The 24,891-nt window shown below is 69.1% G+C and carries 18 protein-coding genes, 1 tRNA gene and 7 pseudogenes; 20 read left to right on the top strand and 6 right to left on the bottom strand.

Going from position 1 to position 24,891, the window contains the following annotated elements; all coding sequences use genetic code 11:
* Positions 1-163: 163 nt before the first annotated feature.
* Positions 164-2,116 carry an SMI1/KNR4 family protein gene (locus tag ACWD3E_RS16705; protein WP_451388277.1) on the bottom strand — a complete coding sequence of 651 codons (1,953 nt, stop codon included), beginning with the start codon at positions 2,114-2,116 and terminating at the stop codon, positions 164-166.
* A 202-nt stretch (positions 2,117-2,318) separates the two neighbouring features.
* On the opposite strand from ACWD3E_RS16705, the gene ACWD3E_RS16700 reads away from it, so the two are divergent.
* Positions 2,319-4,238 (top strand): ABC transporter ATP-binding protein, encoded by a 1,920-nt coding sequence (locus ACWD3E_RS16700; RefSeq protein WP_451388276.1) that lies wholly within the window; start codon positions 2,319-2,321, stop codon positions 4,236-4,238.
* Positions 4,239-4,499: 261 nt separating this feature from the next.
* Here the strand turns inward: ACWD3E_RS16700 and ACWD3E_RS16695 are convergent, their stop codons facing one another.
* A complete protein-coding gene (locus ACWD3E_RS16695; protein ID WP_451388600.1) occupies positions 4,500-4,766 on the bottom strand; it encodes a hypothetical protein in 267 nt (88 codons plus the stop codon).
* Positions 4,762-4,929, bottom strand: a pseudogene (locus ACWD3E_RS16690) (phosphoadenosine phosphosulfate reductase domain-containing protein); the annotation flags it as partial. The gene ACWD3E_RS16695 and the pseudogene ACWD3E_RS16690, both read right to left, overlap by 5 nt.
* A gap of 1 nt (position 4,930) precedes the next feature.
* Between ACWD3E_RS16690 and cysD the strand changes: the two are divergent.
* The 12 genes and pseudogenes from cysD to ACWD3E_RS16630 all read left to right on the top strand — a co-directional run.
* Positions 4,931-5,491, top strand: a pseudogene (cysD, locus tag ACWD3E_RS16685) (sulfate adenylyltransferase subunit CysD); the annotation flags it as partial.
* A gap of 4 nt (positions 5,492-5,495) precedes the next feature.
* A pseudogene (locus ACWD3E_RS16680) lies at positions 5,496-6,232 on the top strand (sulfate adenylyltransferase subunit 1); the annotation flags it as partial.
* A pseudogene (locus tag ACWD3E_RS16675) lies at positions 6,220-6,454 on the top strand (site-specific integrase); the annotation flags it as partial. The pseudogenes ACWD3E_RS16680 and ACWD3E_RS16675, both read left to right, overlap by 13 nt.
* A gap of 910 nt (positions 6,455-7,364) precedes the next feature.
* The gene (locus ACWD3E_RS16670; RefSeq protein WP_451388275.1) at positions 7,365-7,853 is read left to right on the top strand and encodes a GNAT family N-acetyltransferase; all 489 of its coding nucleotides are present in this window, start codon (positions 7,365-7,367) and stop codon (positions 7,851-7,853) included.
* A 174-nt stretch (positions 7,854-8,027) separates the two neighbouring features.
* A pseudogene (locus ACWD3E_RS16665) lies at positions 8,028-8,222 on the top strand (sigma-70 family RNA polymerase sigma factor); the annotation flags it as partial.
* A gap of 832 nt (positions 8,223-9,054) precedes the next feature.
* Positions 9,055-9,375, top strand: coding sequence for a MerR family transcriptional regulator (locus ACWD3E_RS16660; RefSeq protein ID WP_145880717.1), 321 nt, complete (start codon positions 9,055-9,057; stop codon positions 9,373-9,375).
* A gap of 225 nt (positions 9,376-9,600) precedes the next feature.
* Positions 9,601-10,771 (top strand): annotated as a pseudogene (locus ACWD3E_RS16655) (PP2C family protein-serine/threonine phosphatase).
* A 133-nt stretch (positions 10,772-10,904) separates the two neighbouring features.
* On the top strand, positions 10,905-11,318 hold the full coding sequence (locus tag ACWD3E_RS16650; RefSeq protein ID WP_451388274.1) for an ATP-binding protein: 414 nt from the start codon (positions 10,905-10,907) through the stop codon (positions 11,316-11,318).
* Positions 11,319-11,853: 535 nt separating this feature from the next.
* Positions 11,854-11,927, top strand: a tRNA-Met gene (locus tag ACWD3E_RS16645).
* A 730-nt stretch (positions 11,928-12,657) separates the two neighbouring features.
* Positions 12,658-13,017: pseudogene (locus ACWD3E_RS16640) on the top strand (transposase); the annotation flags it as partial.
* 344 nt (positions 13,018-13,361) lie between these two features.
* Positions 13,362-13,820: a hypothetical protein gene (locus ACWD3E_RS16635; RefSeq protein WP_451388273.1), complete on the top strand. Its 459-nt coding sequence runs from the start codon at positions 13,362-13,364 to the stop codon at positions 13,818-13,820.
* A 182-nt stretch (positions 13,821-14,002) separates the two neighbouring features.
* Positions 14,003-14,506 carry a hypothetical protein gene (locus ACWD3E_RS16630; protein WP_451388272.1) on the top strand — a complete coding sequence of 168 codons (504 nt, stop codon included), beginning with the start codon at positions 14,003-14,005 and terminating at the stop codon, positions 14,504-14,506.
* Positions 14,507-14,822: 316 nt separating this feature from the next.
* Here the strand turns inward: ACWD3E_RS16630 and ACWD3E_RS16625 are convergent, their stop codons facing one another.
* Both ACWD3E_RS16625 and ACWD3E_RS16620 read right to left on the bottom strand, forming a co-directional pair.
* Positions 14,823-15,941 carry a fatty acid desaturase family protein gene (locus tag ACWD3E_RS16625; RefSeq protein ID WP_451388271.1) on the bottom strand — a complete coding sequence of 373 codons (1,119 nt, stop codon included), beginning with the start codon at positions 15,939-15,941 and terminating at the stop codon, positions 14,823-14,825.
* A gap of 7 nt (positions 15,942-15,948) precedes the next feature.
* Complete coding sequence (locus ACWD3E_RS16620) at positions 15,949-17,022, bottom strand: ferredoxin reductase (RefSeq protein ID WP_451388270.1); 1,074 nt, start codon at positions 17,020-17,022, stop codon at positions 15,949-15,951.
* Positions 17,023-17,109: 87 nt separating this feature from the next.
* Here ACWD3E_RS16620 and ACWD3E_RS16615 point away from each other — a divergent pair, with 87 nt between their 5' ends.
* Both ACWD3E_RS16615 and ACWD3E_RS16610 read left to right on the top strand, forming a co-directional pair.
* A complete protein-coding gene (locus ACWD3E_RS16615) occupies positions 17,110-18,249 on the top strand; it encodes a PucR family transcriptional regulator (protein ID WP_451388269.1) in 1,140 nt (379 codons plus the stop codon).
* Entirely contained in the window at positions 18,246-18,374 is a 129-nt protein-coding gene (locus ACWD3E_RS16610) for a hypothetical protein (protein WP_451388268.1), read from the top strand. The genes ACWD3E_RS16615 and ACWD3E_RS16610 overlap by 4 nt, the downstream gene beginning before the upstream one ends.
* Before the next feature lie 371 nt (positions 18,375-18,745).
* Here ACWD3E_RS16610 and ACWD3E_RS16605 read toward each other — a convergent pair whose 3' ends face one another.
* Positions 18,746-19,834 carry a hypothetical protein gene (locus ACWD3E_RS16605; protein WP_451388267.1) on the bottom strand — a complete coding sequence of 363 codons (1,089 nt, stop codon included), beginning with the start codon at positions 19,832-19,834 and terminating at the stop codon, positions 18,746-18,748.
* A gap of 684 nt (positions 19,835-20,518) precedes the next feature.
* On the opposite strand from ACWD3E_RS16605, the gene ACWD3E_RS16600 reads away from it, so the two are divergent.
* The 5 genes from ACWD3E_RS16600 to ACWD3E_RS16580 are packed head-to-tail and all read left to right on the top strand — an operon-like array spanning position 20,519 to position 24,890.
* Complete coding sequence (locus ACWD3E_RS16600; protein ID WP_451388266.1) at positions 20,519-21,607, top strand: IS110 family transposase; 1,089 nt, start codon at positions 20,519-20,521, stop codon at positions 21,605-21,607.
* A 44-nt stretch (positions 21,608-21,651) separates the two neighbouring features.
* A complete protein-coding gene (gene pcaDC, locus ACWD3E_RS16595) occupies positions 21,652-22,923 on the top strand; it encodes a bifunctional 3-oxoadipate enol-lactonase/4-carboxymuconolactone decarboxylase PcaDC (protein WP_451388265.1) in 1,272 nt (423 codons plus the stop codon).
* 58 nt (positions 22,924-22,981) lie between these two features.
* Positions 22,982-23,617, top strand: a complete 636-nt coding sequence (locus ACWD3E_RS16590; RefSeq protein ID WP_451388264.1) for an MBL fold metallo-hydrolase — start codon at positions 22,982-22,984, stop codon at positions 23,615-23,617.
* A gap of 58 nt (positions 23,618-23,675) precedes the next feature.
* Entirely contained in the window at positions 23,676-24,455 is a 780-nt protein-coding gene (locus ACWD3E_RS16585) for an exodeoxyribonuclease III (protein WP_451388263.1), read from the top strand.
* 15 nt (positions 24,456-24,470) lie between these two features.
* Positions 24,471-24,890: a DUF6278 family protein gene (locus ACWD3E_RS16580; RefSeq protein WP_451388262.1), complete on the top strand. Its 420-nt coding sequence runs from the start codon at positions 24,471-24,473 to the stop codon at positions 24,888-24,890.
* The last annotated feature ends 1 nt before the right edge of the window (position 24,891 follow it).

Genomic DNA, 24,891 nt, shown 5'->3' with positions numbered 1-24,891 from the left:
GCAGTCCAGCACAGGGCAGCGTCCGCTCAACCCGCGACGAGCAGCGGAAGGTGGCGTTGCGCACGGGGCTTCGACGAATCCCCGGGAGTCCGTCCTCCGACATCCCAGGGCTTCGTGCTCTCGACTCTCACCGCATTGAGGATCTGCGCGGCCCGGCCGGTCTCTACCTGCTCCCCGGTCCGTCCTTTCCCGTCCGTCGGCCGTCCGCCGGGCGCGCCTCTCCCCATTCCATCCGGATCACTGTGTACGCCTCGCCGTCCCTCGGCGGACGTGTCCAGGATCGGGTGGTGAAAGTGTGCAGCCGCCCGTTCACGATTGCGTGACGCGGCAGATGGGCACCGAACTCCCCGGCCATCGCTTCCAGCAGCGACCGTTCCGCCTCGGCGCCGTCCTCCAGGTCACCGAAGAACCGGCTCGGGTCCAGCGCCGACGGTATCTCCCCGCTTTGCCGGACCTCTCCGTCCGCGTACGTGAATGCGTACTGCTCGGCACCGTCTCGCGCCACCGAAAGGTGGAAGAACGGCTCCCCGTGCCCTGGCCTCAGGCCGCTCCACACCACCACCGTGCGGGTGCCCGCGCTGGCGGCAGCGGCCGGGGAGACGAACCGCTGCTGGTGGAACGGGGCGGGATCGCCGTCGAAGGCGAAGCTCCAGCCGGTGCCGGCCCGGCCGACCGCCACGAGAGCCCTGTCGTCGTAGGACGAGAACTCCCTCTGGTTGTGCCGCGACCTGTGGCGCGCCTCCCGGAAGGTCATGGGTTCGTTCAGCACGGTGCCGTCCCCGTCCGCGAGACGTCCGGGCAGCTCCTCCGGCTCCACCCCCTCCACCAGGATGAACCGGTAGGACGTGCGGTTGTTGCCCGGTTCCGGCTCCGCGAGCCACGCCAGGTCGCCCGGGTCGAGCCCGGCCGTCGGCCTCGGTGCCTCACCCGCCTGCCCGCCTCTTGGCGTGGAGAGCAGCTCGCGGCCCCGCTCCGGGGTCAGCAGCGGCCCGAGCAGGGGGTCGGCCACCCAGCCCAGCGGCGCCAGGTGATCCGGTCCCAGCGGCTCCCACAGGGGCAGAGCGTTTGCCAGTGTCCGCCACGCCCGGTCGGTGTCTCCCCACCGCGCCAGCTCCCGCGCCCGCTCGACCGCTTCGCCGTACGGTCCGGCCGCTGTGTACCGGTACGTGCCGTTCCTCACCTGATCCAGCGTCGCGTAGGCCAGTGACACCAGCTCGTCGTCGGCGCCCCGCAGATGGAACGTCAGCGTGGAGTCGTCCCGGTACGAGTGCGCCGCGTGCTCGGCGACCAGCGGCGGCAACAGCTCGGGCGCGTACTGTGGGTCCGTCACCAGGCCGCCGAAGTACACCATGTAGGTCTGTCCGAGCAGGCGGCGTATCTGGTCGCCCAGCCCGGCGGCCCGCGGTCTGCCGTACTCCTTGGCCTCGTCCAGCGCCTTCCGGGCCCGTTCCCAGCCGCCGCGCAGCGCCTCCAGCCGGGCCTCCTCCACCTGGGCGTCCAGCTCTCGCGTCGTGTCGTTGACGAAGACCGGCTCCCCGTCGCGCCGGTGCGCCCGTAGGCTGTGGAACTCCCGGAACATCTCCCGCATGAACTCAAGGAAGTTCGCGTGCCGCTCGGGTGGCGCGGCCCGCCAGCTCGACCACGTGTACACGGCCCACTCGCCGTCCTCGTCCACGTCCTCGGGGTCCATGAGGACGTGGGTGATGTCGGACTCCACGTCGAGCTGCAGCCCGCGCCGCCAGATGTCCGCCTCCCGCCGCTCCTCGGGCCCGGCGTCCTCGTCCAGGAACTCCTCGAACATGTCCGCGAGTCCCGACTCGTCGTTGTGCCAGCGCGCGTCCTCGGTCCCCGCCAGCAGCCACACGAACCCGCCCGCGTGCCGCCACCCGTCGCTGACCTTCAGGAACTCCCGGTACGACGGGGGCATCCGTCGGTCAAGCCGCTCCTCCATGGCGGCGATCCGCTCCTCGGAGGCGGGCGGGAACCCCAGCCACCGTGCCCGCCGCGCGGCCTCGTCGTCCTCGCCCTGCGTATCGCCGTCCGGCAGGGAATCTGCCCACTCCCCGCTCCACCTGAGCAGGAAGGACCGCCAGTCGAATGCCGTGGTGTCCGTCATGTGTCCGATGCTGCCACCCACCACTGACAGTGCTCCGCTGCTCGCTGCGGCCGGCGGGACCCGGGCGTTCACGCGGATGCCGGCCTCGAGTACCGAGGGGTCCGGGGGCAGCGGTGTCCGGTTATCGCCGGTCCGCGGTAAATGCCTGGACTGAGAGCCTCCCCCGACGGGACAATTCCGACTTCCGAACCTCGGGAGTGTGATGGGGACAAGAGATACGCGAGGGCCGATGCCGGGCAGGAGCGCGGTCGTTCTGGCACTGCGTTGCTACGGCCGGGAACTGCTGCGACTACGACGGCTGGCCCTGCCCGCGCTGCTGCTGCCGGCCGCGGGCAACATCGGCACCCGCTACATCGCCCCCCTGCTGATCGCCAAACTGGCAGGACAGGCCGCCGACGACGACGGTCTCACCCTCAGCTCGGCGCTGCCGTACGTGCTGGGCTTCGGCGTGACGCTGCTGCTTGCCGAGGCCGTGTGGCGGGTCGGGCAGCACTGCCTGAACCGCGTGGACGCCCTCGGCATGGAACACCTGTACGTGAGCGGCATGGACGAACTCCTCGCCAAGGACGCGGCATTCTTCCACGACAACTTCGCCGGCTCCCTGACCAAACGGGTGCTGAGCTTCGGCAAGCGCTTCGAGGACTTCGTCGACACGGTGACGTACCGGATCGTGGGCAGTCTCGTCCCCCTGTTGTTCGGGGCCGTGGTGCTGTGGAGCTACGAACCGATGCTCGTCGTCGGCCTTCTTGTGATGATCGTGCTGACCGTGGTGGCCGCGACACCCCTGATCCGTCGCCGGCAGAGGCTCGTCAATGACCGTGAGGCGGCGATCGCCCGGGTCTCCGGCCACGTTGCCGACAGCCTCGTGAACATGGAGACCATCCGGGCGTTCGCGGCCGAGGGGCGGGAGGCCGACGAACACCGCAGCCGTGTCGCGGATTCCCGGCGCCTGACGCTGAGGTCGTGGGACTACGGCAATCTGCGCGTCGACACCCTGATCGCCCCCATGTCCGTGTTGACCAACGTGCTGGGTCTGTTGGTCGCCATCGCCTTCGGTGGCTCGGGCCAGGGAGTGGAGGAGGTCGTCGTCGCTTTCACCTACTTCTCCAACGCCACCCAGATCATGTTCGAGTTCAACCAGATCTACCGGCGCCTGGAAAGCTCGATGACCGAGGCCGCGCAGTTCACCGAGCTGCTGTTGGATCCGCCCACCGTGCTCGACCCGACGGAACCCGAACCGCTCGCACCGCGGGACGCCGGCATCCGCTTCGAGGTGGTGACCTTCGCTCACACGGGCGCGAAGCCGATTTTCCAGGGACTCGACCTGGACGTTCCTGCAGGCGCACGTATCGGTCTGGTCGGCAGGTCCGGCGGCGGCAAGACCACACTCACCCGGCTCCTGCTGCGGATGTCGGACATCGACGACGGACGCATCCTGATCGGTGGGCAGGACATCAGCCGGCTGCGCCAGACCGAGCTGCGCTCACTGATCGCCTACGTCCCGCAGGAACCCGCCATGTTCCACCGCAGCCTGCGGGACAACATCGCCTTCGCCCGGCCCGGCGCCACCGACGAGGAGATCCACGCCGCGGCCGCGGCGGCGCACGTCACGGAGTTCGCCGACCAACTCCCCGACGGCTTCGGCACTCTGGTGGGGGAGCGTGGAGTGAAACTCTCGGGCGGCCAGCGCCAGCGTGTCGCCCTCGCCAGGGCCATCCTGCGCGACGCCCCGATCCTGCTGCTCGACGAGGCGACCAGCGCGCTGGACTCGGAGAGCGAGCTCCTCGTTCAGGACGCCCTGTGGCGGCTGATGGACGGACGTACGGCCCTAGTGGTCGCCCACCGCCTGAGCACCGTCGCCGGCATGGACCGTCTCGTCGTCCTCGACCGCGGAAGCGTCGTCGAGCAGGGCACCCACGAGGAACTGCTCGCGGCGAACGGTGCCTACGCCAAGCTGTGGCAGCACCAGTCGGGCGGCTTCCTCGGCGAGAGCACCGAGCCGGCCCTCGGACGTCCGGTCCCAGGAGCCGGTCCCAGCGGGCTGCCGGCACCGGCCGACCCGGCGCCGGACGGGGACCGCAGGACGTCGTCGCCCGCTCGTACGAGCACCGGGTCCACGTGACCGAGTCGGTCACGGACCTCCTCGGGGAACGACCGCGGCTCTTGAACCGGCTGACGCGGTCCGGGAGAACGAGGGGGCTGTCGACGTGCGGTCGGCTGCGGACTTCGACACGGCCGGCCCTTGCGCACCGGGTCCGCACCCTCACGTCACAACGCGGTGATCAGCCTGCTGAACTGACGCGAACTCAGCACGGTGAACGGGGCTGTCCAGGACGACTCCGACGTCGTGATCAGGGAACGCGCCCCGGGGCCGGCGGGGCCGTCACGGCTGCAGGCGGTGCTCCCGCAGGCGCTCGTAGAACGGCAGGTGGTGAGCCAGGTAGCCGCTGAGCACCGGGTGCTGGTCGACGTCGAGCCGGTACTCGTTGGTCTTCCGCTGGAAGCCGCTGCTGGCGCCCGCGTCCGCGTGCCAGCGCTCGCTCGGGGCCCACTCCTTGCGGGCGCCGGGCTGCCAGCTCAGGGTTTCGGGCAGGAAGGGGATGCCGGTCGCCGCGCAGTAGGCCTCGACCAGCTCGTGCGGAGCGGCCACCAGGTCGGCCGAGTCCTTCGTCCATGAACTGCTGGACGGAGGCGACGTGCAGGCGCAGGTTGTGCTGGGTTGCCACGCGATCGCGGTAGGCGATGACCTCGGGGAAGTGGTGGCCGGTGTCCACGTGGAGCAGTGCGAAGGGGATCGCCGCGGGGGCGAAGGCCACCGCGCCCCTGCTGGACGCCATCGACAGCAACAAGTTCGACGCCGTCTTCGGCGGCGGCCGCCGCGAGGAGGAGAAGGCCCGCGCCAAGGAGCGCGTCTTCTCGCTGCGCGACGAGTTCGGCGCCTGGGACCCGCGCCGCCAGCGCCCCGAACTGTGGGCCCTGTACAACGGCCGCCACGCCCCCGGCGAACACGTGCGCGTCTTCCCGCTGTCCAACTGGACCGAACTCGACGTGTGGCAGTACATCCAGCAGGAACGCATCGAACTGCCGCAGATCTACTACGCCCACGAGCGCGACGTGTTCCAGCGCGACGGCATGTGGCTCACCGCCGGCGACTGGGGCGGCCCCAAGGAAGGCGAGACGGTCGAACGGCGACGGATCCGCTACCGCACGGTCGGCGACATGTCCTGCACCGGCGCCGTCGACTCCGACGCCACCACCATCGAGCTGGTGATCGCCGAGATCGCCGCCTCCCGCCTCACCGGGCGCGGGGCCACGCGAGCCGACGACAAACTCTCCGAAGCCGCCATGGAAGACCGCAAGCGCGAGGGGTACTTCCAACATGACCACCATCACCTCCCACGAACTGACCGCCACCTCGCTGCTGCGCTTCGCCACCGCGGGCTCCGTCGACGACGGCAAATCCACCCTGGTCGGCCGCCTGCTGCACGACTCCAAGTCCGTCCTGGCCGACCAACTGGAAGCCGTCGAACACGCCTCCCGCCGGCGCGGCCAGGAGGCCCCCGACCTGGCCCTGCTCACGACGGCCTGCGCGCCGAACGCGAGCAGGGCATCACCATCGACGTCGCCTACCGCTACTTCGCCACCACCCGACGCCGCTTCATCCTCGCCGACACCCCTGGCCACGTGCAGTACACCCGCAACATGGTCACCGGCGCCTCCACCGCCGAACTGGCCGTCGCGCTGGTGGACGCCCGCAACGGCGTCGTCGAGCAGACCCGCCGGCACGCCGCCGTCGCTGCCCTGCTGCGCGTCCCGCACGTGGTCCTGGCGGTCAACAAGATGGACCTGGTCGACTAAGCCGAAGACCTCTTCGCCCGCATCGCCGACGAATTCACCGCCTACGCCGCCTCGTTGGGCGTCACCGACATCACGGTCATCCCCATCTCCGCACTGGCCGGCGACAACGTCGTCGAACCCTCCGCCCGGATGGACTGGTACGGCGGCCCCACCCTCCTCGAACACCTGGAAACCGTCCCCGTCCACACCGACCCCAGCAACGAACCGGCCCGCTTCCCTGTCCAGTATGTGATCCGGCCCCAGAACTGCTTCTGTCCCTGATGGGGCTCCGTCCGGCGGAGGTCTGCGGCCTGAGGTGGTCGGACATCGACCTGAACGCCGGCACGCTCAGCATCGCCAATACGCGGACCACTTGGCGCCGTGCGGGCCTACAAGATCATGGACGCGAACGGCCTTCGCAGGGTCCGTCTGTACGATGCTCGGGCGTCTTGCCTCAAGTACCTCGCCGACAACGGGGTGCCGGATCACCCGCTTCCAGCAGCGGAGGCATGGAGGGTCTCGCAGGGGGCGTGTGACAGATCGTGACAGATGAAGGTGTGAACCCGTGATCGAAGCCAAGGTCGAAACGCTGCAATACCGCTTTGACGGGCCAGAAGCCGCCCCTGTCTTGATCTTGGGACCCTCCCTCGGTACCACATGGCACAGGTTGTAAACACTGTCCGTGGGCGTCCAGGCCAGTCCAAGATGAGCGCTTAATGCCAGGCCAGGGCTTATGGTCCGGGGGAGTCGACGCAGTCGGTGATAGGTGCGTGAGAGCGGCGTTCGACGAGAAGCCCCGCAGGCGCGGCCCGGCGAGGCTTCCGAGTGGGTGGGTTGCCGTGTCCGGGGGCGCCGTTGCACGCGGACTCTCCTCTCTCGAGCACGCTAAGCAAGGACGCGGCGGCGACACCCGTCTTACGGCCGATGCGCAGCATGCGACCCGGGAACTCTTCGCAACCAACCAGGTCATTTCCTTCGCTCTCGCAAAGTCCAACGCCTGTGAAGGCGATTGCAACACTGTCTGTCCCCTCGGGGGTGCGCGGAGCGCGGGGAAGGGCGCATGGAGATCCCGTGCGCTCCAGGCCGATGTCCCGGGCTCAGTGAGGGCGTGGCTCCAGCCGCCGGGGACGGCGAACAGGTCGAGGACGATCCGCCTCACGAGGCCAGCCTGAAGTCGTCCTTCACAGGCTGGCTTTCGCTGCGGCAGGCCCAGGGGAAGCAGCCGTCGACCACCCCGTTCTCCAACTCCTCCGCAGCGTTTCGGGAGCCCAGTGGCTGCTGGCGGGCGACGGTGGCAGTGACGTGGTCGACCGGGGCCTGGGCGAGTGGTTCCCGGGAGCGGGGCAGGAGCGCCTGCCCGAGCAGCCGACCCGCCGCAGGAAGGCACTCTCCGGTGCGAAGTACTCTCCCGATGAGGTCACGCACTTCCCCGATAAGTCAGCCGATCACGATACGGAGGGCAGTCGCGCGGGATGCCAAACGGCTCACGCGGCTCGTGCGTGGCTCAGGCGCCTACGAGGGTAAGTACGCAGCCGCAGTCGCGGGCTACCGGGTCGGTCCTGATTACATCGAAGCCCACCGCGCCTTCGTGGCCGTCGGCGCCGACGAGCATGGAGGCCGGGTCATCGGGTTCTACTCGCTCGTCCTTGCTCCACCGGAGCTCGACCTGCTGTTCGTCGCCGACGAAGCGCAAGGACGTGGTATCGGACGGCTGCTCGTCGCGCACATGCAGTCCGAGGCCCGTGCCGCCGGGCTCGACCGTGTCAAGGTCGTGTCGCATCGTCCCGCCGAGGACTTCTACCACCGCGTCGGTGCAGTGCGGACCGGGACCGCGCTCGCGAACCCGCCCGCCGTGCCGTGGGACCGTCCCGAATTCGAGTTTCGCATTCCTTCGAAATGACGCGCCGTGCCGGTTCGCACGGCACCGGCGGTCCCTCCCGCCGACCCCCTCGCTTCACACCTGCCGCACCCTCCCCGAGGCCCCGCCTCTGGGCGCACTCGGCTGGCTGCATCACGCATGCGCGATGCTCGGAACCCCTGTGCCGGTCCGACCGGTACGCCGATCGGGCCCACACTGCGTGCAGACCTGGATGAGCGGGACCGGCAGATCATCCACATGCGGTTCGTGGAGGAACTCACCCAGGCCCAGATCGGCGAACGCCTCGGCGTCTCCCAGATGCACGTCTCCCGACTCCTGTCCCGCTGCCTCGCCCGCCTGCGCGAGGGCCTGCTCACTGCCGCTGACAGCCGGCTGTCCGCGCTCCGCTGATGCCCGCCACAGCCGTGGCGGGCATCAGCCGCATCAGGCGCCACGGCCCCGAGGTCGGCGCGGCGAGGCGTCCGGAACGGCCGGGCGACAGGCGGTGACGTCGTCGAGGCGCCGACCAGGCACAAGTGCACAAGGACGGGGCCGGGCGCGTGCTTGCGAGCATTGGTGACCAGTTCGCTGATCACCAGCTGGGTAGCCCACGACCGCTCGGAGACTGCAGCCATGGACTCCAACGGCATCTCAAGGCCCTCATCACCGCCCGCCGAGCCGCACAAGGCACCTGTCTCTTTGATGTCTGCGTGGGCGAGCACTGGGCCGGTCTCACCGAGGACTGCTGTGCCGTAAGAACGGGACCGCCATTCGAGTGGCCCGCTCCCTGGAGTGCCTGCGGTAGAAGCTCACGTGTACTCCGCAGAGAAAAACTGTCATGGCGGGAGTAGACATTCCGACGTCGCATGGTTAGCGTTACTGCGTACCCAGAAGTCGAAGTGGGCACAGCAGACATGAACTGCTGTGCAGGTAGACCAGAAGGACACGGCCCCAGCGGGGCTGTGAGCAGCACCCGCGGTATCCGCGTAATCGAGAGGTAAGGAGCAGAACGCCATCAGGATCGCCCGGGCGAGGAAGCAGTCCGCCCGGGTACCGCAAGGCCCCGGATTGGAAGGTGGTCCCCGGTCACGCATTCGCGATCCCCGCAGCCCCGCCCTCCCAGGCGGTCCCTGCGGAACAAGAAGGCCGGCGCAGTGCGCCGGTAGATGGTGTTGAAAGCTCGGGGCCCGGGTGCCGGTACTGGCACCCGGGCCCCCCGACGCGTCCCCGAAAGAAGAGGTCTATGCCGCCTGCCGGTTCCCGTCCCGTCGCCCCTCTCGACGATGACGACTACCCCGCCTACACCATGGGCCGGGCCGCCGAGATGCTCGGCACCACACCCGCCTTTCTCCGAGCCCTCGGCGAACACCGCCTGATCGCCCCGCTGCGCTCCGAGGGCGGACATCGCCGCTACTCCCGTTACCAGCTGCGCATCGCCGCCCGCGCCCGCGAACTCGTCGACCAGGGCACCGCCATAGAGGCCGCCTGCCGCATCGTCATCCTCGAAGACCAGCTCGCAGAGGCCCAGCGCATCAACGAGCAACTGCGCGCCGAAGGCGGTTAGCCTCAGGCGACGAGATCAGCCTGATCAGAACACCTGAACCCGAGGCAACCGATGTCCCGCCGGCGGACGAGGCGGCCGGGAGTCCCCACCGCCGGTCCACAGCCCAGGCGGGCTCAACGCGTCAACCCCTGACGGAAGAGAAAACCGCGAGCGGGCGCGATTGATGTACTGGGTGAAGACGGGCGAACCCGGGGAAGAAGGAGCGGCAACGGACAGGCGGTTGCCATGGGTGGCGGGGATCTGGAACTGGGGCAGCTTCTGGCCGCCGCGGAGGCGGCACCGCCGGGGGAGTCCGTCGAGGTAGTTGCGAACGACTTGCGCAAACGTTTCGGGGCGGAGCGCGTGTCCTTCCTGTTCGTCGACCTCGTGGGCCTTCGGCTGCTGCGCCTGATCACACAGGCCGATGATGACGGGGGAGCTGCCGAGCGGATCGACCTGGAGGGCAGCGTCTACGACTCCGTCCTGCGCAGCCAGCGCCAGCACGTGGAACCGGACGGCCTGGGCGGGCGGCGGATGATCTCGCCGGTGACCAACGGCGGCGACTGCATCGGTCTGCTGGAGGCGACGCTGCAGAACGCCGACGACACCGTGCTCGCCCAGATCGAGGACGCGGCGCACGCACTGGCCTACATCATCGTCACCGACCGCCGCTTCACCGACCTGTATCACGTGGGCCGGCGCACCACCCGGACCAGCCTCGCCGCCGAGATCCAGCACCAGCTGCTTCCCGCGGCCTCCTGTTGCGAGGCCCCCCAGTTCACCCTCGCCGCCGGCCTGGTCCCGGCCGACGACATCGGCGGGGACACATACGACTACACGCTCGGTCGCGACACACTGCACCTGTCCATCACCGACGCCATGGGCCACGACACACACTCCGCGCTGCTCGCCACGCTCCTGGTCGGCGCTCTGCGCGGCGCCCCGCAGCGGTTGTGCCGCGCTCCAGCAGGCTCAACGCGCCCATGAGGCCCTGCTGACTCACAGCCGCGGCCTGGCCACCGGCCAATTGCTGTGCATCAGCCTCGCGACGGGTACCTGCGAACTGGTCAACGCCGGGCATCCCCGGCCGCTGCGCCTGCGCAAAGGCGCCACCGAGGTCGAAGAGGTCCAGCTCGCGGCCAACTTCCCTTCGGCGTGGCAGCCCCCCTCCTACCGTGTCCAGCAACTCCAGCTTCTCCCCGGCGACCGTCTGGTCCTGCTCACTGACGGCATGCAGGAACGGGGTGCAGGAGCCGTCGACCTGGCATCCCTCATGTGGGACACCCGCGCCTCACACCCCAGGGAGGCCGTGCGCAGCCTGACCACCGCGGTGCTGGATGCCTGTCGGGGAAACCTCAGGGACGACGCCACCGTCCTCATCCTGGACTGGCATGGTCCGCAGCGCGAAGACGGGTAGAGCGCCGACGCCCGGCACGTTCCCCCGCAGCCGAGGTTCACGCCTTGCCCGCCAAACAATGGCCGCTGTGAGGGGATCAGGCCCAGTAGGGGAGGACGACACCGCGCCTGACGCCCGTGTTCTGCAAACCGCCATGGCCCTGGAGGGGGACGGCACCTGCATCGCCCAGGCTCGCCACCTGGCCGCAGGTTTTCTCGTCCACGCCCGGAGCGGGCAAGGCATACCGGTCTCGCAGCGTGCCGTGGACCTCACCCAGCTGGTGGTCGGCGAACTGGTCACCAACGCCCGCACGTGCGCGCCCGGACCCGTACTGATGGAACTGCAGATCACGGGCGAAGTGGTGGAGGTCGTCGTGTGGGACTCCAACCCGGTGCTGCCGGTGGCGCGGGCCTCGGACGCCGGCCGCGTCGGACATCACGGCCTGGAGATCGTAATGGCCGTCGCACAGGGCGTGGAAGCCCGGCGCGGGCCGGTCGGCAAACGCATCACCGCCCGCGTTGCCCTCGCTGACGTCCCCGGCCTGGCCGCCACCCGCGACAAACCCTAGGAATGATGTCGGCTACCGCGGCCTCGCCGGCGTTCACCATCACGACCGTCCCGGCTGCCACCGCTCGCTCCCTGCAGCAGCCTGGTGCAGGGCGTACTGCTGTGCGAGCGTGAAACCACTGCAATACGTGCGCCAGCAGGTCCTTGCGAGCGGCGGCACGGCGGAAGCACGCGGCATACAGTCGGAGGGTCCCCAAGGGATGCCGGTCCGCATGCGGACGAAGATCCCATTGATGACCTGCCGGTGCTCCATCCACCGGCCGCCTCGACCGGCACGGTGAGCCTGCTCGCCTTTGACAACGGGGGAAGGGCGCATGGACGTTACACCTGTCCGGCCTGGACCAGCAGCGCCGACCAGCTCATGGAGACCTCTCCAGGTGTGCCCGTCCTCCAACGGCACCCGAACTCAGAATCCGGATCCAGACCGGGTGAGCAGTGGCCACGTCGGTCGATCATGAGCAATCGGGCCCGCTTCGAGCGCAGGCGAAAGTCGATTGGGCCGATTCCGATCGGTGCCGTACAGTTCACCGTACCGACGCGGGGTGGAGCAGCTCGGTAGCTCGCTGGGCTCATAACCCAGAGGTCGCAGGTTCAAATCCTGTCCCCGCTACTCAAATGTGAAGGCCCGGTATCCACCGGGCCTTCACTGCGTGTGTGCCGGTTAGGACCTGGCTCTCGGCGAACAGGGAACCGCGGTCGCAATAGGCGTCAACGCACTGGGCTGCACCGACGCCGTACGCCGCCTCAGCCACCGTGCTCACGGAATCGCGGATCTGACACGAGGAGTCAATCCGTTTACACGGCGCAGCCTGCAGTCCTGCCGGCAGGTGCATCGACGGATCAGACCATGCCCACCATGGACAGACAGCAGGGCCATGGGCATGGCTGGTTCCCTGGCTGGTTTTCGGTCGACCCGATCAGTGCTGCGATCCCAGCACCTGGCCGCCTCGCGCCGGTGCGGTGCCCGCGCTCAGTAGCGGAGGACGGCAAGGGCGCCGTCAATAGTTGGTGAGGCGGAAGGAACAGCCGACGGCCTCGATGCGGTGCCAGACGGTCACGAGCACGGTGATGCCCAGAAGGAGTGCGCCTCGTGTCGGCGGGCATCTCGCTCACAGCTGTGCTTCGCCGTCGGGGCGGGGTGCGGGAACGGCCAGGACGGCGGTGGCGTCGTCCATCCCGGTGCCGAAGGCGTCGAGGGGGCTGGCAGCGCACTCACCCAGCACGTGCCGGCACTGTCGAACTCCCGGCGGATGACTTTCGCGGGATCTGCCGGTCACCCGGCAGACACAGATGGTTCACCGGGCAGGCATGGATAACCCGACAGATGGCTCCCACAGGCTGCGCAGAGCACCGGTCGGCGGCGGTCCAGAGCCACCCTCTGGATCACCATGGGAGACAACCCCGAGCGGCTGAACACCGAGGCATCCTTTGCTGCCCTTTGCGGAGTCAGCCCCGTCGAGTATTCGTCGGGCCGGCGGAGCACGCGTCGGCTCAACTACGGCGGTGACCGCCAGGCGAACGCGGCCCTGCACCGCATCGTGTTCACCCGCCTGCGCCACGACCCGCGCACCCTGGCGTACTACGAACGCCGCACTCAGGAGGGCAAGACCCGTCGTGAGATCATCCGATGCCTCAAGCGATATGTCGCCCGCGAGGTCTTCAACCTGGTCAGGGCGGTATCCACCGATCCCCCGTTATAGGGGCGTCTGTGACAGCGCCTGTGAGAGAGGCGTTCGACGGCGAGCCCCTGCAGACGCGGCCGGAGGGCACTTCCGCTGTAGCTCCGGCGGTGGCACCGCACCCCCGGGTTCTCCTCCAGCGAGCACTTGACGCGAGGGCGTAGTGATGACACACACCTGCGGTAGACGCGCCCCGGGGCCCTTGGCGACCAACAGGTCATAGCCTTCGCCTCTGCAAAGTCGAACGCCCTTGGAGGTGTCTGAGGTGATGCCTGCCCCCGCCAAGGAGCGCACGGGCTTCTCGTCTGCGGGCTGTTCATGGTCGCGCAAGCCTGCCAACACTCGCCCGCGAGTTCACCGCCTTCGTGCTGCGCGAACCGCACACCGCGCTGCGGCACTCCGACGCGCTGCTGCTCGACGACCAGCACTACGCCCTGATCTTCTCGCCGCGGCACGATCTGGACATCTACCGTCTGTGTCTCGATGTGCACACCAGGCTGCGCACGTTTCTCACTCGGTACGCCGAAGACCGCCCGTTGCTGGGGGATTCGCTCGAGAACTGGCTCTACCCGCTGGCGGCCATGTCCGCCTACACCCTCACACGGCTACGGCAGCCGTCGCCGCGGGACCTTCTCAATATCGATCTCGACCATCTCAGCGACGACTTGATGTTCCGCATGACAGGAACTCTGGACCAGAACTTCAAGAGCGTCCTGCGCCGTAACAAGGCCGGCGGCGTGGACCGGATCGCCCGTACAGTCGACTTCACCACCAAGATCCGCCAAGCCGTCGTGTCTCAGAGCCGCTATCACATCGAGGGCTGAGCGTTCCGGCGATCCCCCCGCCCGCCGGTCTTGATCCGAGCCTCGCGCATCTCGCACCTGTGCCCCCGTTGGCGGCCAAACCGGCCGCTGGCCTTCCTCGGGGCGGCCACTTCAACAGGGGCCCGGAAGGAGTGAGAACGGCTGACTCGGTTGAGCCCTGCGGTCGTCGGGACACAGTGGAAATGGAAGAAGGAGCGTTCACATTTCGCTCGAACTCCCCCGAGCTGTCATCAGCGCGCCTATCCTGCTGTCCCACCAAGGCATCACCATCCGGGGGGATCGTGTCCGACACGTTCAGGCCCAAGCCCGCGCTCAAGCGCTGTGCGGTATGCCGCCTGCCGGTGGCCAGGAAGAAGCTCGTCTTCGCCGCGGACGGACAGCCGGTGCACCGCGCCTGCCAGTCGGCCACGGACCGCTCGCCGACCCGTTCGGCGGCTCCGCCCGGTCTCACCCGGGCGCCGAAAGACATCAGCCGCGCCGAACTCCTCAAAAAGATCGAAGCGTTGCGGAAGCGCGACGCGAAAATGAAGCCGGGGGCCGCGAAGGTGCAGTCCGCCGACCGCCCCAAGCAGCCGACAGCGCCACACCGCGGCAAGCGGCCGGTCCCCCCGCCCCAGCCGTTCTACGGTGTGGAGATGAAGTTCATCAACGGCCGGTGGGTGCAGATGCACCCTGATTCCGAATAGTGGCTGCTCGTCATGTCGGGCCGGTCCGAGGCACGGCCTGGGTCCGGGTGTCACGCGCGAACGTAAGCGTTTGAGACCAGCCATTCGTGCAGGTGGCCTGTCGGGTTTGCCCCCCGGAGAAGCCCGCCGCGTTGTGACGCTCCAGCACCTCGCTGGCCGCCCCGAACACCGCCAGAGCGCTCTGACCTTTACTTTTTCCTCTCTCCGTGCCTCCTGACGTGTTTTCGATGACGCATCACGTGGAGTGCGTGGCGATTCTGGAGCCTGCGGACAAGGGCGCCTGACCTCGGGTTCGTGAGCCAGGCGCTTGTAACAATCAGGCGGCGACGAGCTCCTGCTCACGGTCCGGCGTCTTGACCTCGGGCTTCTTGTTCGGCAGCGAGAGCCGGAAGACCTTGCGCCACGCGGAGAACACCTGTTTGGGCAGCGGTCCGGTGACGTACTCCAGCTCGTACTTCTCGAACAGCGCGCGCACCTTCACCGCGACCTCGGCGTACCGGTTGCTCGGCAGGTCCGGGAACAGGTGGTGCTCGATCTGATGCGACAGGTTGCCGGTCATGAAGTGCATGGCCCTGCTGCCGCTGATGTTCGCCGAGCCCATCATCTGGCGCAGGTACCACTGGCCGCGCGTCTCTCCCTTGATCGACCGGCGCTCGAAGACCTGCACGCCCTCAGGGAAGTGCCCGCACATGATCACCGAGTGGGACCAGAGGTTGCGGACCAGGTTCGCGGTGAACGTGGCGGCGAGCGTGGGGAGGAACGACGGGCCCGACAGCAGCGGGTGGATCACGTAGTCCTTGAGCACCTGCTTGCGGATCTTGCGGCCCACGTCCTTGGCCCGCGCGCGGAACTCCGGGTTCCTGCGGCGCCGCTTGTCCAGGTTCTTGCCGAGCTCCAGGTCGTACGCTGCGATGCCGTACTCGAAGAAGCAGGCGTTGATGAAGTTCCACAGCGGCTGACCGAGGTGGAACGGGTGCCACTTCTGGTCCTCGTCGACGCGCATGATGCCGTAGCCGAGGTCGTTGTCCTTGCCGATCACGTTGGTGTACGTGTGATGCAGCTCGTTGTGCGAGTGCTTCCACTGCTCGGACGGCGAGACGTGATCCCACTCCCAAGTGGTGGAGTGGATCTTCGGGTCCCGCATCCAGTCCCACTGGCCGTGCAGGACGTTGTGGCCGATCTCCATGTTGTCCATGATCTTCGCCACGGACAGACCGGCGGTGCCGAGCAGCCATGCCGGCGGGAAGATCGAGAACAGCAGCACACTCCTGCTGACCAACTCGAGCTTGCGCTGCGCCGAGATGACCCTACGGATGTAGGCGGCGTCTTTCTCCCCGCGGCCGGCGATCACCTCGTCGCGGATCGCGTCCAGCTCGCGGCCTAGCTCCTCGATCTGCTCCGCCGTCAGGTGGGCGGTGGGGTCAATGGCGGTCAAAGTGCTCCTACCGTTCGATGTCGCAAGGGCCCGCCGCGGCGGACACACAGGTCTGGATGAGGACGCCCGGCTCGGCCTCGGTGATCTCGCCGGTGCGCAGGTCGCGGACGGCGCCCGCCTTGAGCGGCGTGACGCAGCCGAAGCAGATGCCCATACGGCACCCGGACGGCATGAGCACGCCGGCCTCCTCGCCGATGTCCAGCAACGGCGTAGCGCCGTCCGCGTCGACGGTCTTGCCGGTGGCGCTGAACGTGACCTCGCCGCCGCCGCCGTCGCCGTCGCCGTCGCCGGCGACGACGATGCCGGGGCGGAAGCGTTCGGTGTGCAGGCGCTCTTGGACGCCGTGCCCGCTCCAGTGCTCTTCGGCGGCGTCGAGCAGGCCCGCGGGTCCGCACGCCCAGGTCTCGCGCTCGGCCCAGTCGGGCACGAGTTCGTCGAGACGGGCGATGTCGAGCATGCCGTCCGTGTCGGTGTGCACCTCGGTGAGCCGAAGCTTCTTGGCCGCGACCAGGTCGTGCAGTTCGTTGCGGAAGATCACGTCCTGCGGCTGTGGCGCGCAGTGGACCATGACGACGTCGTCGAACTCGGTGTCGCGCAGCATGCCCATCACGGGCGTGATGCCGCTGCCGGCCGTCAGGTAGAGCACCTTGGCGGGCTTGGCCTGCGGCAGCACGAAGTCACCGGTCGCCTGGTCGAGCTGGATCAGCGTGCCCGGTTTCGCCCTGCGGACCAGGTGGTTGCTGACCTTGCCGTCCGGGATCGCCTTCACGGTGATCGTGACGCGGCCGTCCTGGCGGTTCGTCGGCGAGGTGATGGAGTAGGCACGCCACAGGCGTACGCCGTCGACGTCGACCCCGATCCGCACGTACTGACCGGCTGTGTGGCCGCGCCAGCCCCGTCCCGGCCTGATCACGACAGTCGCGGCGTCATCCGTCTCGGGGTGCACGGCCTCGATGCGCCCCCGCAGGTCGGCGCCCGCACGCAGTGGGCTGACCAGGTCGAGGTAGTCCGACGGCAGCAGCGGCGTCGTGACCATCTCCAGCAGTTTCCACGCCCTGCTGCGAAGGGCTGCACTCGTCATGACTCCAGCTTGCTGCGTCTCAGGGCGTAAAGTCCTGACCGTAGGACGTGAATCTGGTGGGTGGAATTGTTCGCAGGAAATAAAAACGTGAGTCGTGTAACCCAGAGGGCCAGCGAACTGGCCCTGGATGAGACGACGATCACCGCACTTCGGGCCGCGCTGAAGACCACCGCCGACGAGGTCGTCCAGGCGATCATCGACGAGGTTCCTCCCTACGCCAACGCACTGACGGGCCACATGGGCGCCACCATCCGCCGAGCCGTCCGCACCGCCCTGGGGCACTACCTGGACCTCGCGAGCGGGAACGCCACAGGCGGCGACGGCGGTGACGCGGCCTACGAGCTGGGCCGCGGCGAGGTGCGCGACGGCCGTTCGATGGACGCCCTGCTCAGCGCCTACCGCGTCGGCGCCCGCGTGGCCTGGCGATGCCTGGCAGCGGGCGCCGTGTCCACAGGTCTGCCCGCCGCCGAGGTCGCCAAGTTCGCCGAGCTGACCTTCGCCTACATCGACGAGCTCTCCGCCGCGAGCGCCGCGGGCCACGCCGACGAACTGGCCGCCCGGGGCAGGGCCCACGAGCGCCACCTGGAACACCTGGCCCGCGACCTCCTCGCCGGCGCGAGCCCGGACGTGCTGCTGGCCTCTGCTCAACGGGCCGGATGGCAGCCTCCGGTTACGCTGACGGCGGTCCTGCTGCCCGCCGCCCAGGCTCGGCCCGCCTACCGCACACTCGACCCGAGCACCCTCGTCCTCGACGATCTGCCGGACGCCACCGGTGTGCTGCTCGTCCCCGATTCCGACCGATCACATCTCTTGCGGCAGCTGACCGACCGCACCGCCGTGGTCGGCCCGGCCCGGCCATGGACTCGTGCGTCATCCTCGTACGCACGAGCCGCACGCGCGCGCTCCCTCTCCTCTGATATCCGCGACACCGAGGACCACCTGCCCGAGCTGGTGCTGAGCGCCGACGTGGACGCGTTCGCAGACCTGCGTGCCCGAGCCCTCGCACCGTTGCACACCTTGCCTGTCGCGACCGCACGGCGGCTGGAGGAGACGCTGCGGGCGTGGCTGCTGCACCAGGGCAGGCGGGACGAGGTGGCGGCAGCGTTGTACGTCCATCCCCAGACAGTCCGGTACCGGATGTCGCAGCTGCGGGAGCTGTTTCCGGATCTCGCATCGCCACACCGGGTCCTTGAACTGACGCTGGCGGTCGGTCTTCGGGCCAGTTGACGCGTACTTCGACCGTCCACGAACTCCCGGCGGATCCCGGCATCGTGCTCGGTGTCTACCTGAACGTCCTTGCAGCCGGGACGGTTCGGGTGAGCGACGCGATCAAGGTGCAGCAGGTCGGCTGACAGGCAGCGTTCCACCACGAGTCGCCCACCTGCCGATCCGTCAGGCCCGCGTCTCGCACGACCAGCCACACCCGGTCGCGATTGAGCGGGAGTTGGCCGAGGAGGACGCCGGTCGCGTCGAGCACGGTGTTGGCGAAGGCTGGAGCGACCGGGTTGAAAGGGCGGACTGTCGGCCGTGACGCCCCGTTTGACTCCCTGGGCACCCACATGCATGGCGATGGGCCAGGAAATGGGATCTGACCTCGGGTTTTCCGAAGATCGCTCAGGTGGACATCTTTCCGATGACCCACCAGGTCGGTGTGCCGCGATTGAACCGGTCGCGAAGAGCCCCTGAACTGCGGTTGTGGGCGCACAATGTGCGGTGCGGGCGTTCAGTAGGTGGGACCGTAAGGGCTCCAGTGCCCGAGGAAGGGTTTCAGGTCGTCGGCTTGTGGCTTGGGAATGTCGGGCAGCCGGGGCGGTGTGTTCAATGGGTCAAGGCGTTCAACGGTGGCCGCTGCCCAGCTGATCCATTCCTCGGCTTCGGTTCTGGCCTGGCCCGGAGGCATGTCCTCGACTCGCGTGCGTACGGTGCTCACGTATTGGGTCAGTCGGGTGGCGTGTCGCCATGCCGCTTCCTGGGCTTCGAGGTGCCGGACGCGGTATGCCTCCGCGTACCGGATGCAGGCTTGTTCCATGGCGGCTTCCCAGCGGATGCGCTTCTGACGTGCCGCTTCGGCCTCGTCCTGACGTCTGCGTTCGGCGGCTTGGCCGCGCAGCGTGACCTCCTGCGCGATCTCGGCGAGCTGCTGTTCGAGGGCGCGGCCGGGAGCGTCGGCCCATTCGCTCGCCCGGTGTGGCTGGCCGCCGCTGAGGACGATGCGGAGGCGTTCGGATGGGGTGTAGTCGAAGCGGGGGATTCTGACCCAGGAGTGCTTCTTGGCGTCGGCGAGTTCCTTCTCGGTGGCGACGTGCTCGGCCCGGTCCTGCTCCTGGAGGACGACAAACCCCACTGTCTGGCCCTGTGCGGTGATGGTGAAGTGGGGATTTGCCCTGCGGCGGCGATGAGGTGGGGGTGCGAAGCCGGTCTGCCCGGCCGAGCAGGTGTGTCCGTCGGCCTCGGCGGCGGTGATCAGTGCCTGGATGAGCCGGAGAGCGCGTCCTTGGACGGGCTTGGTCAGGCCCAGCGGCTGGCGTTCGTTCTGCATGGCCCGCACCACGGTGTGTGGCCGAGTGAGCCGCGAGGGCACGGGGACGGGGTCGAGGACGGCAAGGCGCCAGGCGGGGATGTCGACGAGCTTGATCTCGTACCCGTCGCGGCACCAGTTTCCGTACAGCTCCTTCGTCTCCGGAACCCTTCCGGACCTGCGTGCGGCGGCGACGCGGGACGGCCACTTCTCCAAGTCGGGACCGCTGCCGCTCTTGACGATCTTGCCGCCGGCCTCCGCGAGCTCCTGTAACAGCTGCTCCGTGAGCGTCACATGAGGATGTGAGGGAGGGCTTGGCTTCCGCTCGGTGGCCGGAGTTTCCTGCGCTCTGGTGGACTTAGGTCGTGGACCGGCGGCCTGGGTCTTCCGCGGGCGTGATCCGCGGGGAGGGTACGTGCCGTGCGCCAGGTAGTGCCGACCGGCGCTTGTCAGGGCGACGCTCCACTGCCCGGCCTTCCGGGAGACCGTCACCAGGCCACGGTTGTGGAGTGCCTGGCAGGTGGTCTTGTAGGAGCTTGTGTTCCATACGCCTGCAGGGCACCCGGCTCCCACCCACTGCAACACCGACAGCTGCCGCTCATTGACCCGCCGTTCCAATGGTCCGCCTTCGACTCGAAGTGACGCGAGACGGCGGTATGGTGCCAGTTCCGGTGGTAGGCGACCGGTGCTTCGAGTCAATTCGCTCGAACGAGCGGGCTGACGTGGCTGGAAGCCGGTTGGGCCGAGAACCGTAGGTGGGCGCCTGTCCTACGGCGGGGTTTGACTCCTGAGATCTCTGACCGAGGTGTCCTGATCACACTGTGTCGACCGCCGGCCAGGGGACTGCGCACTGCTGGTCTCGGGCTGATGGACGTGTCTCGATAGGGGCTTGCCGGAAAGGCGTCATCACGATTCTGACCGTCCGCACGGCCCGCTGCCGGCTACGGGACAAGCCGTTGGGCCTGAAAGGGAACGAGTATGACCGGCACGTCCACCGCTTCGCGTCCTCGTCGGCGTCGGCCGGCGAGGGAGGTGGTCCTGGGAGTGGACACGCACCGGGATGCCCATGTGGCCGCCGTGCTCTCCCTGGTGGGGGAAGTGATCGGCACCCAGGAGTTCCCGGCCAGCGCGGCCGGCTACCGCAACCTGCTGGGGTGGGCCAGGGCGTCGGGTACGGTGCGGCGGGCCGGAGTGGAAGGGACCGGTTCCTTCGGGGCGGCCCTGTCCCGCTACCTGCTGGCCCAGGGCGTGGACGTCTTCGATGTGAACCGGTTCGACCGGGCCGACCGACGACGGCGAGGCAAGTCCGACCCACTCGATGCCGAGAACGCGGCCCGGGCGGTGCTGAGCGGGCGGGCGCGCGCCCAGGCCAAGACGGGCGACGGGCCGGTGGAGATCGCCCGGATGTACAAGCTGGCCAAGGACTCGGCGGTCAAGGCCCGCACCCAGGCGATCAACCAGCTCAAAGCCGTCCTCATCCGTGCCGATCCCCAGCTGAGAGAGCAACTGGCCGGGCTGGGCAATGCAGAGCTTTTCCGCACGTGCGCAGGGCTCGTCGACGACAGCCTGAACCATGAGGCCGGCGAGGGATCGGTGCTCCACGCCACCCACGCGACCCTGGGACTTCTGGCCCGGCGCATCGGGCAGCTCAGCGAAGATGTCCGGGAACTGGAAGGCCGCCTGACCCGGCTGGTGGAGCGCCACGCTCCGCAGCTGCTCGAGGTGGTGGGCATCGGTCCGGACACAGCCGTCACTTTGCTGATCACGGTGGGGGACAACCCGGAACGCCTGGGCAGTGAGGCGTCCTTCGCGGCGCTGTGCGGGGTCAGCCCGGTCGAGCGTTCTTCGGGCAGCCGGCAGTACCGTCGCCTCAACCGCGGCGGCGACCGGCAAGCGAACGCGGCCCTGCACCGGATCGTGCAGACTCGCCTGCGCGTCGACCCACGTACCCAGGAGTACTACGAACGTCGCAGCAAGGAGGGCAAGACGCGGCGCGAGATAGTCCGAACCCTCAAGCGCTACGCGGCCCGGGAGGTCTTCCACCTGGTCAGACCTGTGCAGTCCTAACCCTCGTTATAGGGGCAGTCGTGAGACGTGAGAGGGTCTGGGGCGTGAGTGAGACACCCCCGAACACCCTGCAATACCGCTTTGACGGGCCAGAAGACGCTCCGGTCCTGATCTTGGGTCCCTCACTGGGTACCACATGGCACATGTGGGACCGTCAGGTGCCGGAGCTGGCCAAGCAGTGGCGGATCTTCCGGTTCGACCTGCCCGGTCACGGCGGCGCCCCCGCCCGTCCGGCCGACTCGGTCGCCGAGCTGGCGTCCCGGCTGCTGGCCACGCTGGACGCGCTCGGCGTGCAGCGGTTCGGCTACGCGGGCTGCGCGCTGGGCGGCGCCGTCGGTGTCGAGCTGGCGCTGCGCCACCCGGAGCGGCTCGCCTCGCTCGCGCTGGTCGCGGCCTCGCCCCGGTTCGGCACCGCCGACGAGTTCCGCCAGCGCGGGGTGGTCGTCCGGACCAACGGGCTCGACCCGATCGCCCGGACCTCGCCCGAGCGCTGGTTCACCGGCGGGTTCGCCGCCGCGCAGCCCGCGATCACCGACTGGGCCGTGCAGATGGTGCGCACCACCGACCCGGGCTGCTACATCGCCGCCTGCGAGGCCCTCGCCGGTTTCGACACCCGCTCCGAGCTGGGCCGGGTCGCCGCGCCGACACTCGTGCTGGTCGGCTCCGAGGACCAGGTCACCGGGCCGGCCGAGGCCCGCACCCTGGTCGCGGGCATAAGGGACGCGCGGCTCGCGGTGGTACCCGGCGCCTCCCACCTGGTGCCGGTGGAACAGCCCGCCGCGGTCACCGACCTCCTCACCCACCACTTCAGCACCGCCTGGCAGCAGCCCTACGACACCGGCCAGACAGCCCTTCCGGCCGTGCCCGTGCCGGCGCAGGTCGTGCCCGTCGCCGAGCTCGCCCCCGCCGTCGTACCGGAGCGGTCCCTGGGGCTGCCGGACCGCTACGAGGCCGGACTCAAGATCCGCCGCGAGGTGCTGGGCGACGCCCACGTGGACCACACGCTGGCGCAGACCGACGAATTCTCCGAGGACTTCCAGGACTTCCTCACCCGGTACGCCTGGGGCGAGATCTGGGACCGGCCCGGCCTCGACCGGCGCACCCGCAGCTGCATCACCCTCACCGCGCTGATCGCGGGCGGCCACCTGGAGGAGCTGGGCTTCCACACCCGGGCGGCCCTGCGCAACGGCCTGACCCCGAACGAGATCAAGGAAGTGCTGATCCAGGCGGCCGTCTACTGCGGCATGCCGGCGGCCAACAGCGCGTTCAAGGTGGCCCAGCAGGTCATCCGTGAGGAGACCACCCCCGCCGAGTGAGCCCGGAGCGAGCCGGGGCGAGGGCGCGGGTGAGGATCACGCGGCAGGATGGGGAGCCATGAAGCTCACCAAGAAGTCCCACGCCTGCGTCCGCCTCGAAAAGGGCGGGCGGACGCTCGTCATCGACCCCGGCGGGTTCAGCGAGCAGGACGCCGCGGTCGGCGCGGACGCCGTCCTGGTCACGCACGAGCACCCGGACCACTTCGACGAGAGCCGGCTGCGGGCCGCTCTGGAGGCCAACCCGGCCGCCGAGATCTGGACCCTGCGCTCGGTCGCCGAGCAGCTCTCGGCGGCCTTCCCGGGCCGCGTGCACACCGTCGGTCACGGCGACACCTTCACCGCCGCGGGCTTCGACGTGCAGGTCCACGGCGAGCTGCATGCGGTCATCCACCCGGACATCCCGCGCATCACGAACGTCGGCTACCTGATCGACGGCGGCAAGGTCTTCCACCCCGGCGACGCCCTCACGGTCCCCGACCAGCCGGTGGAGACCCTGATGCTCCCGGTGATGGCCCCCTGGAACAAGATCGCCGAGGTCATCGACTACATGCGCGAGCTGAAGCCGGTGCGCGCCTACGACGTGCACGACGCCCTGCTCACCGACCTCGCCCGCCCGATCTACGACCGCCAGATCGGCGCCCTGGCCGGAGCCGAGCACCTGCGGCTGGCCCCGGGCGGCTCCGCCGAGCTGTGAGCTGACCAGTGAGCCGGGGGCGGGCCGGTTGTCACACCCGCCAGGTAGTTTGTGAGGCATGCGCATCGCTACCTGGAACGTGAACTCGATCACCGCCCGCCTCCCGCGGCTGCTGGCCTGGCTGGAGAGCAGCGGCACCGACGTGCTCTGCCTCCAGGAGGCCAAGCTCGCCGAGGAGCAGTTCCCGTTCGAACAGCTGCGCGAGCTGGGCTACGAGGCGGCGGTCCACGCCACCGGCCGGTGGAACGGCGTGGCGGTGCTCTCCCGCGTCGGCCTGGAGGACGTCGTCAAGGGCCTGCCCGGCGACCCCGGCTACGACGGCGCGACCGAGCCGCGCGCCCTCTCGGCGACCTGCGGCCCGGTCCGCGTCTGGTCGGTGTACGTGCCCAACGGCCGCGAGGTGGACCACCCGCACTACGCCTACAAGCTCCAGTGGTTCGAGGCGCTGAAGGCCGCAGTCGCCGGCGACGCGGGCGGCAGCCGCCCGTTCGCGGTGCTGGGCGACTACAACGTGGCGCCGACCGATGACGACGTCTACGACGTGGCCGTCTTCGAGGGCCTCACCCACGTCACCCCCGCCGAGCGCGCCGCCCTCGCCGCCCTGCGCGAGACCGGCCTGAACGACGTCGTCCCGCGCCCCCTGAAGTACGACCACCCGTACACGTACTGGGACTACCGCCAGCTCTGCTTCCCCAAGAACCGCGGCATGCGCATCGACCTGGTGTACGGCAACAAGCCCTTCGCCAAGGCCGTGAAGGACGCCTATGTCGACCGCGAGGAGCGCAAGGGCAAGGGCGCGTCCGATCACGCGCCGGTGGTGGTCGACCTCGACGTGTGATGTCAGGCTGGGTCCATGAACCTGTCGTTCCCGGGCCATCGGCACAAGAAGGACGGCGAGGCGGTGATCCCCGCCGACCCCGAGGGGGTCGCCGCCCTCCTGTCCGAATGCGAACTGCTCCGCTCCCAGGCCGGCCTGGCAGGCGTCCGGCTCGACGACACGCCGGGCTCCCTGGAGGCCCTGGACCAGTTGCTGCCGCGCTGGCGCGACGACCCGGAGATCCTGCCCTGGCTGGGCAACGACGCCGGGCTGTACCTGGGCACCGTCGTGGTGCGCACCGTACCCGGCGCCGCCTGGGAGCTCCGCCCCGACGCCGAGCCCGTCGTACGGCTCGCCACCGGCCGCGAGGTCGAGGTCGTCGCGGCCGGGCGGGAGTGGGCGGCGAGCGGCGTCCCCGAGCTGTCCCAGTGGTACGCGGAGGTCTCCGAGACCTGAC

This window comes from Streptomyces sp. NPDC002676 (assembly GCF_053592455.1).
The sequence above is the reverse complement of the archived record's forward strand: the minus strand, read 5'-3'. Positions and strand labels throughout refer to the sequence as shown.

Coding starts and splice junctions, on each gene's coding strand:
- ACWD3E_RS16580 (WP_451388262.1), top strand. CDS start 24,471: ATGAACCTGTCGTTCCCGGGCCATCGGCACAAGAAGGACGGCGAGGCG.
- ACWD3E_RS16620 (WP_451388270.1), bottom strand. CDS start 17,022: ATGACGAGTGCAGCCCTTCGCAGCAGGGCGTGGAAACTGCTGGAGATG.
- ACWD3E_RS16590 (WP_451388264.1), top strand. CDS start 22,982: ATGAAGCTCACCAAGAAGTCCCACGCCTGCGTCCGCCTCGAAAAGGGC.
- ACWD3E_RS16700 (WP_451388276.1), top strand. CDS start 2,319: ATGGGGACAAGAGATACGCGAGGGCCGATGCCGGGCAGGAGCGCGGTC.
- ACWD3E_RS16650 (WP_451388274.1), top strand. CDS start 10,905: ATGGCCCTGGAGGGGGACGGCACCTGCATCGCCCAGGCTCGCCACCTG.
- ACWD3E_RS16705 (WP_451388277.1), bottom strand. CDS start 2,116: ATGACGGACACCACGGCATTCGACTGGCGGTCCTTCCTGCTCAGGTGG.
- ACWD3E_RS16660 (WP_145880717.1), top strand. CDS start 9,055: ATGCCGCCTGCCGGTTCCCGTCCCGTCGCCCCTCTCGACGATGACGAC.
- ACWD3E_RS16630 (WP_451388272.1), top strand. CDS start 14,003: ATGGAAGAAGGAGCGTTCACATTTCGCTCGAACTCCCCCGAGCTGTCA.
- ACWD3E_RS16585 (WP_451388263.1), top strand. CDS start 23,676: ATGCGCATCGCTACCTGGAACGTGAACTCGATCACCGCCCGCCTCCCG.
- ACWD3E_RS16600 (WP_451388266.1), top strand. CDS start 20,519: ATGACCGGCACGTCCACCGCTTCGCGTCCTCGTCGGCGTCGGCCGGCG.
- ACWD3E_RS16670 (WP_451388275.1), top strand. CDS start 7,365: ATGAGGTCACGCACTTCCCCGATAAGTCAGCCGATCACGATACGGAGG.